The 16,240-nt window shown below is 44.7% G+C and carries 8 protein-coding genes; 1 reads left to right on the forward strand and 7 read right to left on the reverse strand.

The window, feature by feature from the left end; all coding sequences use genetic code 11:
* Positions 1-33: 33 nt before the first annotated feature.
* The 7 genes from BUB99_RS09910 to BUB99_RS09940 all read right to left on the reverse strand — a co-directional run bounded on the left by BUB99_RS09910 (position 34) and on the right by BUB99_RS09940 (position 12,595).
* The gene (locus tag BUB99_RS09910) at positions 34-1,431 is read right to left on the reverse strand and encodes an MFS transporter (protein ID WP_073122056.1); all 1,398 of its coding nucleotides are present in this window, start codon (positions 1,429-1,431) and stop codon (positions 34-36) included.
* Positions 1,432-1,436: 5 nt separating this feature from the next.
* Positions 1,437-2,630, reverse strand: a complete 1,194-nt coding sequence (locus tag BUB99_RS09915) for a glycoside hydrolase family 130 protein (RefSeq protein ID WP_073122058.1) — start codon at positions 2,628-2,630, stop codon at positions 1,437-1,439.
* Positions 2,631-2,865: 235 nt separating this feature from the next.
* The gene (locus BUB99_RS09920) at positions 2,866-4,011 is read right to left on the reverse strand and encodes a glycoside hydrolase family 26 protein (protein WP_073122060.1); all 1,146 of its coding nucleotides are present in this window, start codon (positions 4,009-4,011) and stop codon (positions 2,866-2,868) included.
* A gap of 302 nt (positions 4,012-4,313) precedes the next feature.
* Positions 4,314-6,353 carry an IPT/TIG domain-containing protein gene (locus BUB99_RS09925; protein WP_073122062.1) on the reverse strand — a complete coding sequence of 680 codons (2,040 nt, stop codon included), beginning with the start codon at positions 6,351-6,353 and terminating at the stop codon, positions 4,314-4,316.
* 25 nt (positions 6,354-6,378) lie between these two features.
* Complete coding sequence (locus tag BUB99_RS09930) at positions 6,379-7,536, reverse strand: glycan-binding surface protein (protein WP_119844749.1); 1,158 nt, start codon at positions 7,534-7,536, stop codon at positions 6,379-6,381.
* Between the two features lie 89 nt (positions 7,537-7,625).
* The gene (locus BUB99_RS09935; RefSeq protein WP_073122066.1) at positions 7,626-9,338 is read right to left on the reverse strand and encodes a RagB/SusD family nutrient uptake outer membrane protein; all 1,713 of its coding nucleotides are present in this window, start codon (positions 9,336-9,338) and stop codon (positions 7,626-7,628) included.
* A gap of 20 nt (positions 9,339-9,358) precedes the next feature.
* On the reverse strand, positions 9,359-12,595 hold the full coding sequence (locus BUB99_RS09940; RefSeq protein WP_245816822.1) for a SusC/RagA family TonB-linked outer membrane protein: 3,237 nt from the start codon (positions 12,593-12,595) through the stop codon (positions 9,359-9,361).
* A gap of 806 nt (positions 12,596-13,401) precedes the next feature.
* Here BUB99_RS09940 and BUB99_RS09945 point away from each other — a divergent pair.
* Complete coding sequence (locus BUB99_RS09945; protein ID WP_073122069.1) at positions 13,402-16,191, forward strand: sugar-binding domain-containing protein; 2,790 nt, start codon at positions 13,402-13,404, stop codon at positions 16,189-16,191.
* Positions 16,192-16,240 lie beyond the last annotated feature (49 nt).

A 16,240-nucleotide genomic window follows, 5' to 3' on the forward strand; every position in this document is an offset into this window, starting at 1 on the left:
CATTCATTTCTTACCCCAATTTTTAGTTTCTCATCACTCTTCCGTGGCATTCCTGTTCAACTCCGCATTGACCTTTTCCATGAATTTTTCATCCAATTTGTAATACTGAATCGCTAAAAAGGATACAAAAGCTCCTGCTGCCGCAAACACACTAAACATGAGTCGAATACCCAACAAAGACAGCTCGGTTTGCTCTTGATTCGCCTCGAAACCGTAAGCTGCCAATATCCATCCGGACAAGGCACCACCCAACGTCCAGCCAAACTTCTGCGACATGGACGAAGAAGAAAACACCAGGCCTGTCGCTCTACGTCCAGTCTTCCACTCTGAATAATCCGCGATATCGGCGTACATCGACCAACCGAGCGGCATCACCAATCCTGCACTGATCCCAATGAAGACATTGAGTCCAAAAATCACGACTATCTGAGACGGCTCTAAGAAGAAAAACAACATACTCAAGAAGGCCGACACCAAAGCAGCATAACCGAAGGTCTTCTTTTTGCCCAGTCGGGCAGAAATGGGCTTGGCCAACACTACTCCGATGATATTGGACCCGAGCCAAAGCGTCATGTATACCGAGGACAACACAGCTGTCGTCAGCTGGTAAGTCGTCCCAAATAGACTAAGCGTTTGGTCTTGGACGTAGTACTTGAAGTAAAACAAAATCGAACCGTCTCGCAGCGACATAAATATCAAGATGCAAATATTGGCCGCCAGCATGATGAACCAAGGCTTGTTCTTTGCCAAATCTTTGAGGTCATTTTTGAGCGATCCCTGCTGCTCCTTGGTCGGAATCAGTCGCTCCTTGGTGCCCAAAAAGGTGAGTCCAAACAAGATCGCCGCGACTACCGCATAGAGTGCGATCGTCGTTTGATAACCCTGAGCCTGTGTCGTACCCTCGCTGAAGTAGGCTACCAGTACGGTCGCAGTAGAGGTCACCAGCATCCCCCCAGAATAAGCACCAATGAACCGCCATGACGCCAAAGCAGTCCGCTCGTTGCTGTCGCTACTGATCACCGCCAGCAACGAACCATATGGGACATTGACAACCGTGTAGGCCATCATCATCAGCGTATAAGTCACGTAGGCATAGATCAACTTGCCCGTACTGTCCAAGTCAGGCGTAGTGAAAGTCAACACCCCCACGATCCCAAAAGGAATCGCTCCAAAGAGCAAAAAGGGTCTGAACTTGCCCCAGCGGGTCTGCGTGCGGTCCGAGATGATCCCCATCAATGGGTCATTGGCGGCATCCCAGACGCGCGTCACCAAAAACATGGTCCCCACCGCTGCTGCAGATATCCCAAAGATATCGGTGTAGAAAAACAGCAAAAACATCGAAAATAGCTTCCAAAACATAGAAGACGCAAAATCCCCCAAGCCATAGGCCATCTTTTCTCTCAACCCAACCTTCATACTGGTGTCTTTCATATGGCTTACTTTAATCCTATTGACTTCAAATAAGCCAAATTGCTATCTATGAGTTTGTTTCTCGTCGCTACACTCGCATAGGATCGGTATCCGTCCTCTGGTGTGTGCTTGCAGTAGTCCACTAGCTGCGCGACCGATGAGGTCGCTACATGCATCCGTGTATCCGAAGACGCGTAGTAGATCAATATCTCACCATTGTCTTTTTTGATCCATCCGTTGGTGAAGAGTACGTTGGACACATCGCCCACCCGCTCCTCGTCGATTGGCCCCATGAAGTGTCCTCCCGGTCTGTGGATCACCTCCGACGGGTCGTCCAGTGAGGTCATAAACATGTACAGTACATAACGCAAACCCGCAGCGGTATTTCGTACACCGTGCGCGAGATGCAGCCAGCCTTCTTCTGTTTTGATCGGTGCTGGCCCTTGCCCATTTTTTACTTCTTTGATCGTATGATAGACCTTCGGATCGATGATCTTCTCAGCACCCGTCTTGGCATTGTCCATGCTCTCGATGAGGCACCAGCCGATTCCTCCGCCCTTGCCTGCCTCGATGAATCCATCTTGTGGACGCGTATAGAGGGCGTACTTCCCCTCGATGAATTCGGGGTGCAGTACCACATTTCTTTGTTGATTCTTGCCAGAATCCAAGTCAGCCAATCGCTCCCAAGTCACCAAGTCTTTGGTACGAGCGATTCCACACTTGGCATCTGCGGCAGACTGATCTGCATCGGATGCAGAGGGGTCTCTCCGCTCCGTACAAAACAGCCCGTAAATCCACCCATCCTCGTGACGAGTGAGTCGCATATCGTAGACATTGGTGTCTGGCTCATGAGTCTCAGGCAAAGTGATGGGGTGATCCCAAAATCGAAAATTATCGATCCCATTTTGACTCTCTGCGATCGCAAAAAATGACTTGCGATCGTCTCCCTCTACCCGCACGGCCAAGCAAATTTTCCCGTCAAAGACGATAGCCCCCGAGTTGAAAGCCACATTGACTCCCAGTCGCTCCATGAGTAGGGGATTGGTCTCTGGATTCAAATCATAGCGCCAAAACACAGGCGTATGCTTGGCAGTTATGATCGGGTTTTGGTAGCGCTGTATCACTCCATTGAATTCCTCTTTTGGAGTATTGGCTGTAGCCAAAAATGCTTCGTGATCGGCAATCAGTTGTTTGACTGCTGCTATATGTTCTTTGCTCATCTGTTTTCTTTCTTTCCTCCCCCGTCCCCTCGACGAGGGAATAACGGTAGAGACCTCCTTAATTTCGTATCATTATCCGAATGATCAGGTACACTCCTTTTAGTAAGAATAACAGCCCCCCCTCGAAGGGTTACTCCTCAATCAATCTACCATTGATCGATTCCATTCTGAATTCTATTAACAAAACCCTTGGAGGGATTCAGCCACTTAATGAGCGTATTCTGTTCGTATTCAGCTATTTTCTATACATTCCATTCAAATCATCTTCCATCAATACAGCATCGTCTGCACAAAACTTCTTGAACCCATCTACTGAGGCATGTCCTGGGTAGGGTGCGTAGTGATGTTTTTCGTTGGCATTTCTCCATACCAACACATAGGACATTTTGATCTTGTCCGAAGACTTGATCGGACTGAGGATATGCGCATCGAACCAATCAGGATTGGTGATCGACTCTAACCCTGTCTCTGTGATGGCTGTCGCCTTGCCCTTGTCATCTGCCAGGCGCGTGACAAGTTCGAGTATTTCTACAAACACAGCTTTTTGTTCATCTAGACTGAGCTTGTTGGCATCACGGCCGACGTTCCAGTAGTCATCGATACCGAGCATATCTACATAGTCATCGCCCGGATAGCCGTATAGGTAACCCGCTTCGAGATTGGTCGTCCCCATGCGACTCGCATCGGGAGAGAAAGCATAGATCAGGTTGTGCAATTTCTTTTCATCGCGGAGATAGTCTACCGTAAACTTCCATATAGCGATGTACTCTTCTTCGGTACAGAGGCCTTTCCCCCACCAAAACCAATCGCCATTGTGCTCATGAAAAGGTCTGAAGATCATCGGCACCATCGTCTTGCCTACTTTGACAGACTGAATGAAGTCCGCAAGTTCGTCGAGCTGCTGCACATATCGCTCGTGTGCTGAGCCTCCGGGCAGAATATGCTTGACTGCTGGAGTCAAATCCCACGAGTTGCCTCCCGTAGCGAAGTTGTCCCAGTGCAGGGAAATCGTGTTGATGCCTCCACGAGTATAGATGCTCTTCATCCACTCCCGCATGTCATCTATGGATATGCCATCCAAACTTTTGCCTGTCTTGATGCGTCCGAGATCCCAACCGTGCACAGCGGGAAACGAACCGACGATATCTTTGACGTCAGACTTCCCTTCGATCTTTTCCCAACCGACTCCATAGGCCATGTCGTCTTGGTGTCCAAACATGATCTGACCGTCGGCAATCTTGATCAGATTGTTGAAGAGATTTTTGGTTTCTTTGGTCGCTTTATGATCGAGAAGATCGTACTGTGCCCAAGCAGGCATGACTGCTAGCATGGAAGCTAGTATGAGTACAGAAGCGAAAATTTTCAATGTATGCTTTTCCATTCTTGGTTGTTATTTCTTAAATGATATCCGGACTTCATATTTATTCCAAAATGAAGTTCCTTGACGTGCTTACTTTTAATTTATCTCACAAATATCTCGTGAATAGAGTCCTCACAGGAGGGTGTGATTTCACAGAAATGGGTGTCTTATTATCTTCCTTGATACTTTACAAACTATGTAACAAGACCTCACTACAATTGTTACATTGACCTATGTTAGGTCAAGAAAAAAATAGCCAGACACCAATGGTGCCTGGCTATTTCCACTCTAAATTTTATGTATGCTTTATAAAATTCACTCTTCTACTTGAGACCAATATGATCCATATACACTGTCCCAGTAACGCCTTGATCTTGGAACCAGACCTCTGATATCTCAGCAGGGCTACCAAAAACAGATAGATCAATCACAAAATCCGTCCACTCACCAGCAGTAAGCGTCAGCTCTCCATTTGCCGAACCACTGATATTGAGTGCTAGTTTTTGTCCATCAACTACGCCATCTCCACCATATACTGATACCAAGAAACTGGTCATTCCTGCAGTAGACAAGGGAGAATTGCCCCATGTACCCAGCTGACAGGCTCCTCCCCAGTCACCTCCATAGGTAACCTTGACAGAGGCGGATCCAGACCTTACCATTTCCGTACTGGCAAAATCAGTTGTGGTAGTACCCCAGCCTCCACCTTGACCGAACGGACTATTGTTGACATCTTCATAAATGACAACCGCCAAATCCTGCAACGCCGTAAAGTTGATATCCGTAGATTCAGTAAAATCAGTACCATAAGTTGTAAAAGTGATTTTACCCATACCCTGTTGTACGTCATCTGGAACATATACCTCAAGTATCTCTGTAGTTCTATTCCCAAACTTAGTTGCCTTCACATCACCAGGGAACACTACCTCATTGGTGAGGTTCAGTTTTTCTCCAGTTAAAGTCAACATCTCTCCTGGTTCTGCTTTGGCAGGAAAGGAATCAAATACAGGCACCTCAGCCAAAATAGTCAAAGCACTCGTTGATACTACCTCTACACCATTGTTAGCTACCAAAGTAACTACACCAGTATTGGTTCCAACTGGTACAGTAACTACTAAGTTCGTCTCAGTAGCCGTCCCAATCGTTCCCATCGTTCCGCCTGTAAACCAAACTTCCTTGACAATGTCCAAGTTCTCACCTGTAATGGTGATATCCTCATTCAACTTAACCTCAGCAGTCATAGTCGTAATCCCTGGTCTCACCATATCGACTGCTACAGAAGTTACGCTCTTGTTAGCCTGTGTACGGAATTCAATCGTTCCACTCTCTGCGTCTGCAGGAATTTCTACTGTGATCGAAGTATCAGAACCACCCGCGATTATTGTTCCTTCTTTATCTCCTGCAAACACAACTTGGCTCACTAGATCAAGATTAGTGCCTGTCACGGTAAGGTTCTGTCCTGTTTTGGCAGGATTTGGTGTCAAATCTGTCAAAGTTGGCACGACCAGTGTCAAAGCCTCTGTAGAAGTCACTTTAACTGTAGAAGGTGCTGCTAAAGCAATCTCCCCATCGTTGGTAGCGGCAGGTACAGCCACTACGATCTGGCCAGCAGTTGCACTCACGAAGTTGGCACTATCGACAATCTGGCTACCACCAAACTCTACGCTCATCACCAAATCCAAGTTACTACCCTTGATGGTCACATTACTTCCTGCCTTCACTGTCAAAGGAGTAACCCCTGAAATCGCTGGCAAAGTTACCATCAGCTCTTCCTCTGTTTGGATTTCGTTAGGAATCTCTTCTGAGTCCAACAATACCAAAGTTCCAGTCTGAGCATCTGCTGGCACCATTAACTTCAACTCACCTCTACTCTGCTCTTCGAAAGCCGTAACCGATTTATTGGTCGCAAAAACCACCTCTTCGATCAAATTAAGGTAAGTACCCTTGATGGTGATGATAGAACCTGGTCTAACCGCCTTGTCTGGCATAGACGTAATGGTAATAGGTTCTAGGATACTCAAAGGAGTTTTCGTCACCAGGTTGTCCTCTTTTCCTTTCACCTGCAAAGACACTAGACCTTCTACTACATCATCTGGCACATTGATCACGATCAACTTTGCCGACAAGCTATCAAATTCTGATGCTTCGATCACCACATCCTTAGGTAGGATGATTCGCTCTACATCTTCCAAATTTTCACCAATAAATTTGAGCTGTCCTCCGCGCAACACAGAGGGACCGAAACTATATAAAGTTACCTCATTGCTCAATTCATCTTCCTTTTCCTCACAAGCACTCCATAGCGCGACGAGCGCTAGCAGTACCACTGGAAAAGCATATTTTAAGCTTATATTTTTAAACATCTTGTTTTTCGTTTAAATGAAATAATTAGTTAGGCACCACACGGAAGTTGTCCATACCGATGTTATAAATAGCCGCATTAGGCCCATGGAAATAGATATACATACCATATCCACTTGGGTCATAATCAAAACTAAGGTTAGCTTCATATACTTCCTCCCAAGGAATACTTATGGTCTGCCATACACCCTGCGTATCGACATTAGACTCCCAGATATAATAGATGTTGTTTCTATCATCACCAAAAGTGCTGCCATCACCATTACCCAAGTATAAACGCATAGTTGCTCCCACGAAAGTCTCTTGCGAGTTCAATTCAAACTTCAAAGAATAAGCCTCTGGATTGTCAAATGCATCCGCTGGAATATTTCTGGTTTCAATATTTGTATCACTTTCTTGAGGCCCACCATAGACTTCAATGTATGGGTATGCGGCTTGCGCTCCATTATTGAGACGAATAAAATCACCACTAATGTTGGCAATATCTGCATCACTGGAGACTACATAATCAGCTCCTCTCCACATCCCTTCAAAAGTCTCATCAAAACTCGCAATGATGTTTCGATCATCTCTGAAGTAAGCTTTAGATTTTGAAGTACCAAAATTAGAAGTAATGGAAATTGGTCCGGCTTCAGCGCCTGTTGGCACTCTAATCAAAAGCAGGTCGTCTTCTACTGAAAGAATTTCTCCCGCTACATCTCCAGAGAAAGTCACAGACAGCGGTTCATAGAAGTAATTTCCATAAACAACAGCAACATCTCCTTCATTAACGTACTCACTCAAGAATCTATCAACACTAGGAGCACTAATTCTTACCTCAAAAGGAACTTTCAGTGAGTCACCATTGCTAAACACCATCGTCATCAAATTATTGATTTCAGAAGGAATTTTTGACGGTACAGTCACTATCACAGAACTACTCGTGATAAATGACGGGTTCAAAGTCGCTGGCCTGTCATTAAAGTAAAGTTGTTTTACATTTTGGAGGTTTTCTCCCATGATCGAGATCATCTGACCTTGACCCGCAGAGACAACCAAAGAGTCTGCAGACTCAGGAGCAGTTATCCTGATGAAAGACACCATTGGTTCTCCTCCACTCATATCATCTTCTTGACAAGAAGACAATCCTCCCCAGATGACCACTGTCATCGCAAGGAATAATGTATATCTAAGTATAGAATTCATATTTTTATATTTTTAATGATCTATGAGAAGTAAAACCCAATTGAAGTAACACGCACCTCATGTTTACCTCTCTCATTTTAAATTTTATCCTACTCTCCGTCACCAAAATCATAAGCCTCTGGCTCTTCTGCCAAGCTAGGAGACTGACTCATTTCCGATGCAGGTATAGGGATCAAGAAATTACCCGAGTTTGCAGTTGCATTTCTAAATGCCTGATCAGGGGTTTTCGAGAATGTCCATGCAGATGGGTCTGGCCACTGGTTAGGCTCGATAGCAAATAAACCTCTATCCTGAGCATTGATAATGTCATATGCCTCGCTAGGGTCATAGTAGTGCAGTCTCACCAAATCATACCAAGTGATACTTTCCATAGCAAACTCTCTAACTCGTTCTTCGAAGATATCGTCCCAAGTCAACGGATCCTCAAACTCAGGAAGGCCTGCTCTCATATGTACTGCATTGAAGGCCGTCAAAGCGGCCGCATCTGTAGTGGAGCCACTGTTTCCTAACACTGCCTCAGCATAGATCAAATACATCTCTGCCAAACGCAACATGTAGGTATTATTAGGATAATCCTGCGCATCTGCGTCTCCCTCTAAATAGGCCCCTCGTCCTATGACATATTTTTTGATGCTGGCAAAAACTTGGTAAGGATCCTCTCCTGGATCAGCAACTACCAAATCCTGATTTACATTGTTGCCCTCATCATCTTTTACCGTTTGGATGACACCTGGATAAGTAAAGCCTGGCAACATAAAAGTAGCTTTCAATCTTTGATCTAAAGTAAAACCTGGCGTAGCACCATCGTCCTGAATCAACCCATCATAGAGAGTCAACATCCACCAAGAAGCACTGAGATCGCCTCCCCAACCGTCTCCATTGGCAGCTACTTCATTGTTGGGATTGATTTGCGAAATCATCGTATTTGAGGCTTCATACTGAGTAGAACTCCCTTTGGGAGAATACGACCATTGCAATTCGAACAAAGACTCATTGCCATTGTCGTACGGATAAGTAAACAGATCAGCATAGTTAGACAACAAAGATTTTCCACTGTTGTTGATCACATCTGCTGCATAATCTCTGGCTTTATCTAGATGGCCTTGATCTCTACCTCCTGCTGATGCGCCTAAGCCTGCTAAGGTAAGATGTGTTCTAGCCAACATACCTTTGGCAGAATAACTAGTCAATCGTCCATCAGCTAAAGAAATTTCAGACAGGTTCTCTGCTGCAAACTCATAGTCACGAAGAATGAATTCCCAGACATCTTCCACGTTGTTTCTACGCAACTGAGGATTGTTCAAATGATCCAAGTTATTTTCAATGATAGGAACAGCACCAAAATTCATCACAAGATGTGTATATGCCGTCGCTCTCATGAATCGCGCTTCACCCAAAGCGTGGTTTTTAACCGCCTCTGTAACACCACTACCCGCATAGGTATTGATGTTGTTCATGATCAAATTGGATTGTCCTATTACAATGTAGAACGCACGGTAAGCATATTCACTAGCGTCTGATACAGCAGTAATATTGAACTCGACCGCATCCCTGTCGTTCCAGGCACGGTACAATGTTCCTCCACGTATATCGCCCAATTTAAAATTGGCCTTGTCTGCATAATCCTTCCATACCGCACTGTAAAGTGGTGCAGTCCCTGACAATAACTGATCGTCCGTTTGATAAAAGCCTGCGTCAACCAATCTATCTTTAGGTGGTCTGTCCAAAAAGTCTTCTGAACAGGACACGGTCAACCCTAAAATAGAGAGAAGCGCAACGTATATATATTTATAGTTTTTCATTTTCTTCTTCTTTAATCGTTTTAGAATTCAAGTCCTACGCTAAATGAGTAGACAGGAGTCAATGGATATCTACCATAGTCAACGCCCATAAAGCCCGAAGCAGCACCTACTCCTCCACTATCTCCAACAAAAGTTCCTACTTCTGGATCATACCCACTGTACTTGGTGAAGGTGTAGACGTTTTGTGCACTCACACCCAAAGTGACATTTCTAATCACGCGCTGTCTGTCTATCAATGATGAAGGCAGTACATACGAGAGACTAATGTTTTTCACTCTGATGTAAGAACCATCCTCAACATATTTATCTGTCAATCTATCATAGTTACCGTTAGCACTTGAGCTAGTCAATCTTGCTACATTGGTACCTGGATTTTCCAAAGCTGGATTTCCCGCCTCATCGACTCCTACTCTAGCATAATTCATCGCATCGACAACCATATTTTGTCCCAAATTGATGTTATTAGGATTGCTGTTTTGGAAGCGCAAATAATTGTAAACATCGTTTCCATAGCTCCCAATCAACAGCACACTCAAACTCAACCCTTTGTAAGAAAAAGTATTGGTAAACCCACCATAAAACTCTGGAAGAGGATTGCCAATGAAAGTCATATCTTTTTCATCGATGATGCCATCACTGGCATCCGCTACGCCATCTCCATCAGTATCTTCCGTGAGCTGATCTTTGTACTTGACATCTCCAACCCAAACACCATCTTCTGCAACTGATAGTCGGTCTCCATTGTTATCAACAGGTATTGCACTCGCTTCGATATCTTCTACACTTTCGAAAATCCCTTCTTCCTCATAGCCAAAAAACCTCCAAGGGGACTCTCCTATCACAGAGCGCTGTGCAAAGCCTTTTAGAAACCAATCTTCTCCTCTACGGGTGATATGGGTAGCTCCAGCACTCAACGCGGTGATTTCTGTATCAACGCTCGTTACATTAAAATTAGACTCCCATTTGAAGCCATTGTTGTCAATGTTGATGGTATTGAGGCTAATAGCCCAGCCCTTGTTCTGTAACGATCCTATGTTAACTGTTGGTGCTGTTACAGATGCTGCTCCATTGGTCCCCATGTAAGAAGGCAAAGCTGCTTGTAGGATAAGGTTGTCTGTACTTCTTATAAAATAATCTACATCTAACTGGATGCGACTACCAAAAAGTCCAAGCGTAACTCCGTAGTTATCCGTCTGTGTTTGCTCCCACTGATAGTCAGGGTTAGGATAAGACGCTGGTCGGAAACCAGTACCTAAATCTGTAGGAATCGCTGATGACATACCTGCATATATAGGCCCCGCATTCCCTTGGTTACCCGTCAGACCAATCTCATATCTGAATCTCAAATCAGAGATGAAGTTCACGTTAAAAAACGCCTCTTCGGACACTCTCCATGCCGCTGAAACAGATGGAAAATATCCCCATTTGTTTTCAGGGCCGAAGTTAGAAGAACCATCTGCTCTAAATGCCGCAGTAATGATATAACGATCATTATAATTGTAATTCACCCTTCCCAAATAAGAGTCCTGAGCCCAATCAGCCTGTTGACCAGAGTTGGAAGATAGTTCGGGGTTACCTGCTTCTAAATCAAATAGGGTATTGGTACTAAAGCCTTGTCTGGACGCACCTACATTCTTCCAATAAGACGACTGAGCCTCGTGTGTCACCATAGCGTTCACATGGTGCTTACCCAGTTGCTTGGTGTATTGGAGTGTTTGGTTCCAATTCCACCATGTATTGTAGTTATGATTGTTGGTCAACTGCGCCAAGTCATTTACTTGCCAGCCAAACTCATACGTTGGTCTGTAATAAGTAGATGCTTGGAAGCCCATGTTGGTATTGATGCTAGAACGAAGTTCCAAGCCATCAATGATTTGGAATTTCACATTGACCCCACCAATTAACTTCCTTTCCATACGCTCATTGGTAATCATATTACCCAAAGCGACAGGGTTAACTGGAGCAAATTGCTCTGCATTATTATCTAAGTTTCCACCTCCATAGCTTCCATCGATATTGGTAACAGGAATTTGAGGTGCTAATCGAAGACCATTAGAAATCAAATTGCCCTGAGTAGAAGCAATTTCTTCATCTGTCTGCGTTAGGTTGAGGTTAACACCCACAGAAAACCAGTCCCTTGGCTTGGTATCTAAATTGACTCTCATAGAAGTCCTTTCAAAACCAGACCCTACAGCAACACCCTCTTGCATAAACCGCTCACCAGAAATGTAGTAGGAACTTTTCTCATCTCCACCACTGATACCTATTTGGTGCTTCTGTATGGCTGCAGAATTAAACAACTCAGACTGCCAGTCAGTACCTTCTCCCAAAATAGAAGGATCTAAGAAATCTTCTCTCACATCACCTCCAACCAAGTCTTTGTAATCATTCTCCATTTGAGCATATTGTCTCAAATTCATCACATCCTGATTTTCTGGAGGGGTTTGAAGACTGTAACTGTAGCCATAAGTAATTTTAGCATTACCCGCCTTTCCTCTTTTGGTCGTAATCATCACAACACCATTGGTACCTCTAGAACCAAATACAGCAGTAGCTGATGGACCTTGAAGAATCTCGATACTTTCCACATCAGCAGGGTTCAAAGAAGACAATGGGTTAACTCCACTCAGTGAATTACTCCCTTGTATTTGTACTCCATCGATCACATAGAGAGGTTCGTTACTACCCCCTAAGGTACTAAGCCCTCTAATGTTCACAGAGATACCTCCACCTGGTGCGCCCGTATTCTGTGTCACCAGTACACCCGCAGATCTACCCGCGATTGCCTGATCAATAGTCGTATTCACAGTACGATCGATTTCCTGAGAGGAAATAGAAGTTTGCGCAGAGGTTAGATCGGCCTTTCTCATCTCACCGTACCCTACAACGACCACCTCTTCCAACTCCTCTGCATTAATATCCATCGCTACATCAATAGTAGATCTACCCGAAATCGCAACTTCCTTGCTCTCATATCCGAGATATGAAAAAACAAGTACCGCATCTGAAGACACACTGACCGAATAGTCTCCATTCACGTTGGTAATCGTACCATTCGTCGTGCCTTTCTGAACTACCGTCACACCAGGTAATTCATCTCCTGTATCACCGGCGGTAATCTTGCCGGAAACTTTCACCTCCTGCGCCAAAGCTGGGGATGCTCCTAGCAGTACCACGCAGAAAACTATAAGCAGGACTGCAGGGGTCTTAAACCCTCCGATCATCCATGCCTTACGTCTTTTGTAAACGTCTTTCATAAACATGCTTTTTTTAGTATAAATAGTAATTAATAAGTCTTATGCCGATCGTGTTATGAACCAGCACGTATTTTTGTTTGAATTAAATTCACAGAAACTTTACTCCATGAACCTTATTGGTTTGACTCAGTCAAGAGTCCTTTTCGTGTCATGCCACCGCATTTTAAGTATTTGTTTCTCTCATTCAGCTTTAGTTTAAATAATCATTTCTCACCTGCTAGTTTAATCCCTTTGACTAGATGTCAATCAACAGCTTCAATAAGAAATAAATCAGCCCAACAATCGCAACACCCATCGAGACCTCCATCAATAGAAAGTATCTCTTCTTTGTATGCTGTTTGTCTTGCTCATTATTCATCTGATATCGTCTTTATGATTGGGATTAATCCTATATGCAAGATTGTCATACTACAGCTGAAACATCCGTGAAGGATTTCACATTGAGCGTGGACGGATTCTACAAGATGTCTAGGGGCATTATGAAGGTCATAAAGAGACGGATGTAACACTGCTACACTACCCGATGTTACTTTAATATGGGGTGGGCAGGTAATTCGCAAGAATCACCCCACTAGGCTGATACCATCACCTAGGGTGTATAATTCTAGCCTAATAGTACACAAATGACTTTCACTAAGAAAAAAATAGGTTTTTGCTCACTCATTTAGGATGCACCCTCTGAGGCAACTTGAGACTATGCTCTCGGTGCATTTTCACCTTGCTACACCTCGTGTTTTTAAACTTACTTTGGAGAAGTATAAACCTACACACCCAAAACTCATCGCAAACCATAAGTAATACTCCTCATGACCAAAAGCATATACCTCATACTAGCCCTACTTCCTCTACTGGCTTGTCAGCCAGAGACCGTTGCTACACGTGACTATATTGACCTATCTGGACAATGGGAATTTGCTCTTGACACAGCGGATATTGGGATTGAAGAAAAATGGTACTTGAGACAGTTGGCTGATTCAATTAGCCTACCCGGCACTACAGATTCTAATCAAAAGGGCTGGCTCAATCGTGATACGACGACCATGCACCTCAGTCGCTTATACAAATACGAAGGAGCTGCTTGGTATCGCAAAAAGGTCATCATACCTCCTACTTTTGACCAAAGACAGCTACAGCTCTACTGGGAGCGTAGCAAACCTTCGCAAGTATGGATAGACTCTACTTACCTCGGTGAGTCCATACTCCTCCAGTCTCCACAGCGATTTGATGCGACAAGCCTGCTAACACCCGGTGAACACCATATCACCGTGCGCGTGGACAATAGCCTGACACTGACGCCATACGGTCACGTACATATCTACTCCGATGACACCCAGACCAACTGGAATGGTTTCCTAGGACAGATGCACATCGCCTCCCTCCCTACTACACATATCGCAGATCTACAGGTATACCCTGACCTCACCCATCAAAGTATAGATGTGAAGCTAAAGGTTAAAAAACCTACAACCAACCCATCGTTGACGATCGAGTTGAGTATCACTTTGGATGGTGAAAATGTAACCAATTTAACCCCTCAAAAAACCATTCATTCTGGTGATTCCGTGGTACAACTCAGCTACGTGCTTGGTGACCAAGTACAGCTATGGGACGAGTACAACCAACCGGTATATCATCTCACCGCGACGATCTCTTCTACCGACGAAACCATAGATATAATGAGCGTGCCCTTTGGTATGAGGAGCTTCGAAGCAGTCGCTAAGCAATTTCAAATCAACGGTAAGACGACTTTCCTTCGCGGGAAACACGAAGCAGGGGTATTTCCACTGACAGGACATGTACCGATGGATGTCGACAGTTGGATACGTGTCTACGAAATCTCCAAATCCTATGGCATCAACCACTATCGATTTCACTCCTACTGCCCCCCAGAAGCGGCTTTTACTGCTGCGGATCAGACAGGGATTTATTTGCAAGTCGAACTCCCTTTCTGGGGAGGGCTAGAATCTGATACCGTGGCGATGATGCTTCGAGAAGAAGGGTTGGCCATGCTCCGAAGCTATGCCAATCACCCCTCTTTTGTAATGCTCTCCCATGGCAATGAGATATGGAGTGGACACGATCGTGCCGAACGTAACATCGTCGCACTCAAAGCATTTGATTCTAGGCCTTTGTACACCTTTGGGTCTAACAACAACATTGGCTACATGCCTCCCACCAAAAGCTCGGACTTCTTTGTGGCATCACGCACTCCCTCTGATGGAGACACTACAATGACCCACACCCGGTTGACGCACGCCTTTGCAGATTCGCGGGGAGGTGGTAGTCTCAACACCAAAAAACCTAACACCGAGACCAACTTTGATTACCCTATCTCCCAAACAGATATGCCCTTGGTCAGTCACGAAATCGGGCAATACCAGATCTACCCTGACTACCAAGAGATCAAAAAATACACGGGAGTACTACGCGCTTGGAACCTGGAAGTATTCCAAGAAAGATTGAAAAAGGCAGGTATGCTCGATCAAGACAGTCTCTTCCAAAAAGCTACAGGAGCATGGTCTGCCCTCTGCTACAAAGCTGAAATGGAAGCCGCTCTGCGCACGGAACAAATGGCTGGTTTTCAACTGTTGGACTTGCAAGATTTCCCAGGGCAAGGAACTGCCTTGGTGGGGGTTTTGGACGCATTTATGGATGACAAAGAAGTCGTCAGCCGTGAACAGTGGCTACAGTCCTGCAATAATGTAGTCCTACTCATGGAGTTTCCCAAATATGTATGGACCAATACAGAAACATTCGAGTCTCAACTAAAAATCGCCAACTACAGCAACCAAACCCTCACTGGAGATATCCTCTGGCGATTGGTGGACAAAAAAGGAAATGTGATCCAAGAAGGCCACTTTGATCAGCAAGAAATACCAAACGGTCGACTAAACACTATCGGTTCTATTGCCATACATCTGTCGGAGATCGAGACAGCAAAACAGCTCACTCTGCATGCCTCCATCGCTGGCACGACCTATAGCAATCAATATGATCTCTGGGTGTATCCAAGTATAGAATTAGAGGACAATATAGAGAAAGTATTCGTTTCGAAAAGTCTAAACCAAGCAACCCTAGACCGATTGGAGGCCGGACAGAACGTTTTACTTTTTCCACAATCGGAAGGCCTCAAAGACAAAAGTGTTGCGGGGCATTTTCCTCCTGAGTTTTGGAACTATGGCATGTTCAAAGGGATCAGCGAGTGGGTCAAAAAAACCGTTTCTCCAGGTACACTGGGGTTATGTATGGATCCAGAACATCCACTATTCCGGTCATTCCCCACGGACTACCACACCAACTGGCAGTGGTTTTCGATCATCAAAGCCAGCCGGTCACTTTTCTTGGATAGTACCTCAGCCCACTACAAACCAATCGTCCAAGTAGTGGACAACCTCGAACGAAACCATAAATTGGGCTTAATCTTTGAATTCAAAGTAGGAGAAGGCAAGTTACTGGTATGCATGTCTGATCTTGAAAGAATCATCGACCAACCCGAGGCTGCACAGCTATACCAAGCGATGTTGAACTATATGAACTCTACAGATTTTTCTCCCCAACAATCAGCAGGTGTAGATGAGTTAAAAGCCTTGCTATAGATAAAAAAACCTGACAGATTTCACCATCCAATGAGTAAAACCTGTCAGG

Source organism: Reichenbachiella agariperforans (assembly GCF_900142205.1).
Classification (GTDB): Bacteria; Bacteroidota; Bacteroidia; order Cytophagales; family Cyclobacteriaceae; genus Reichenbachiella; species Reichenbachiella agariperforans.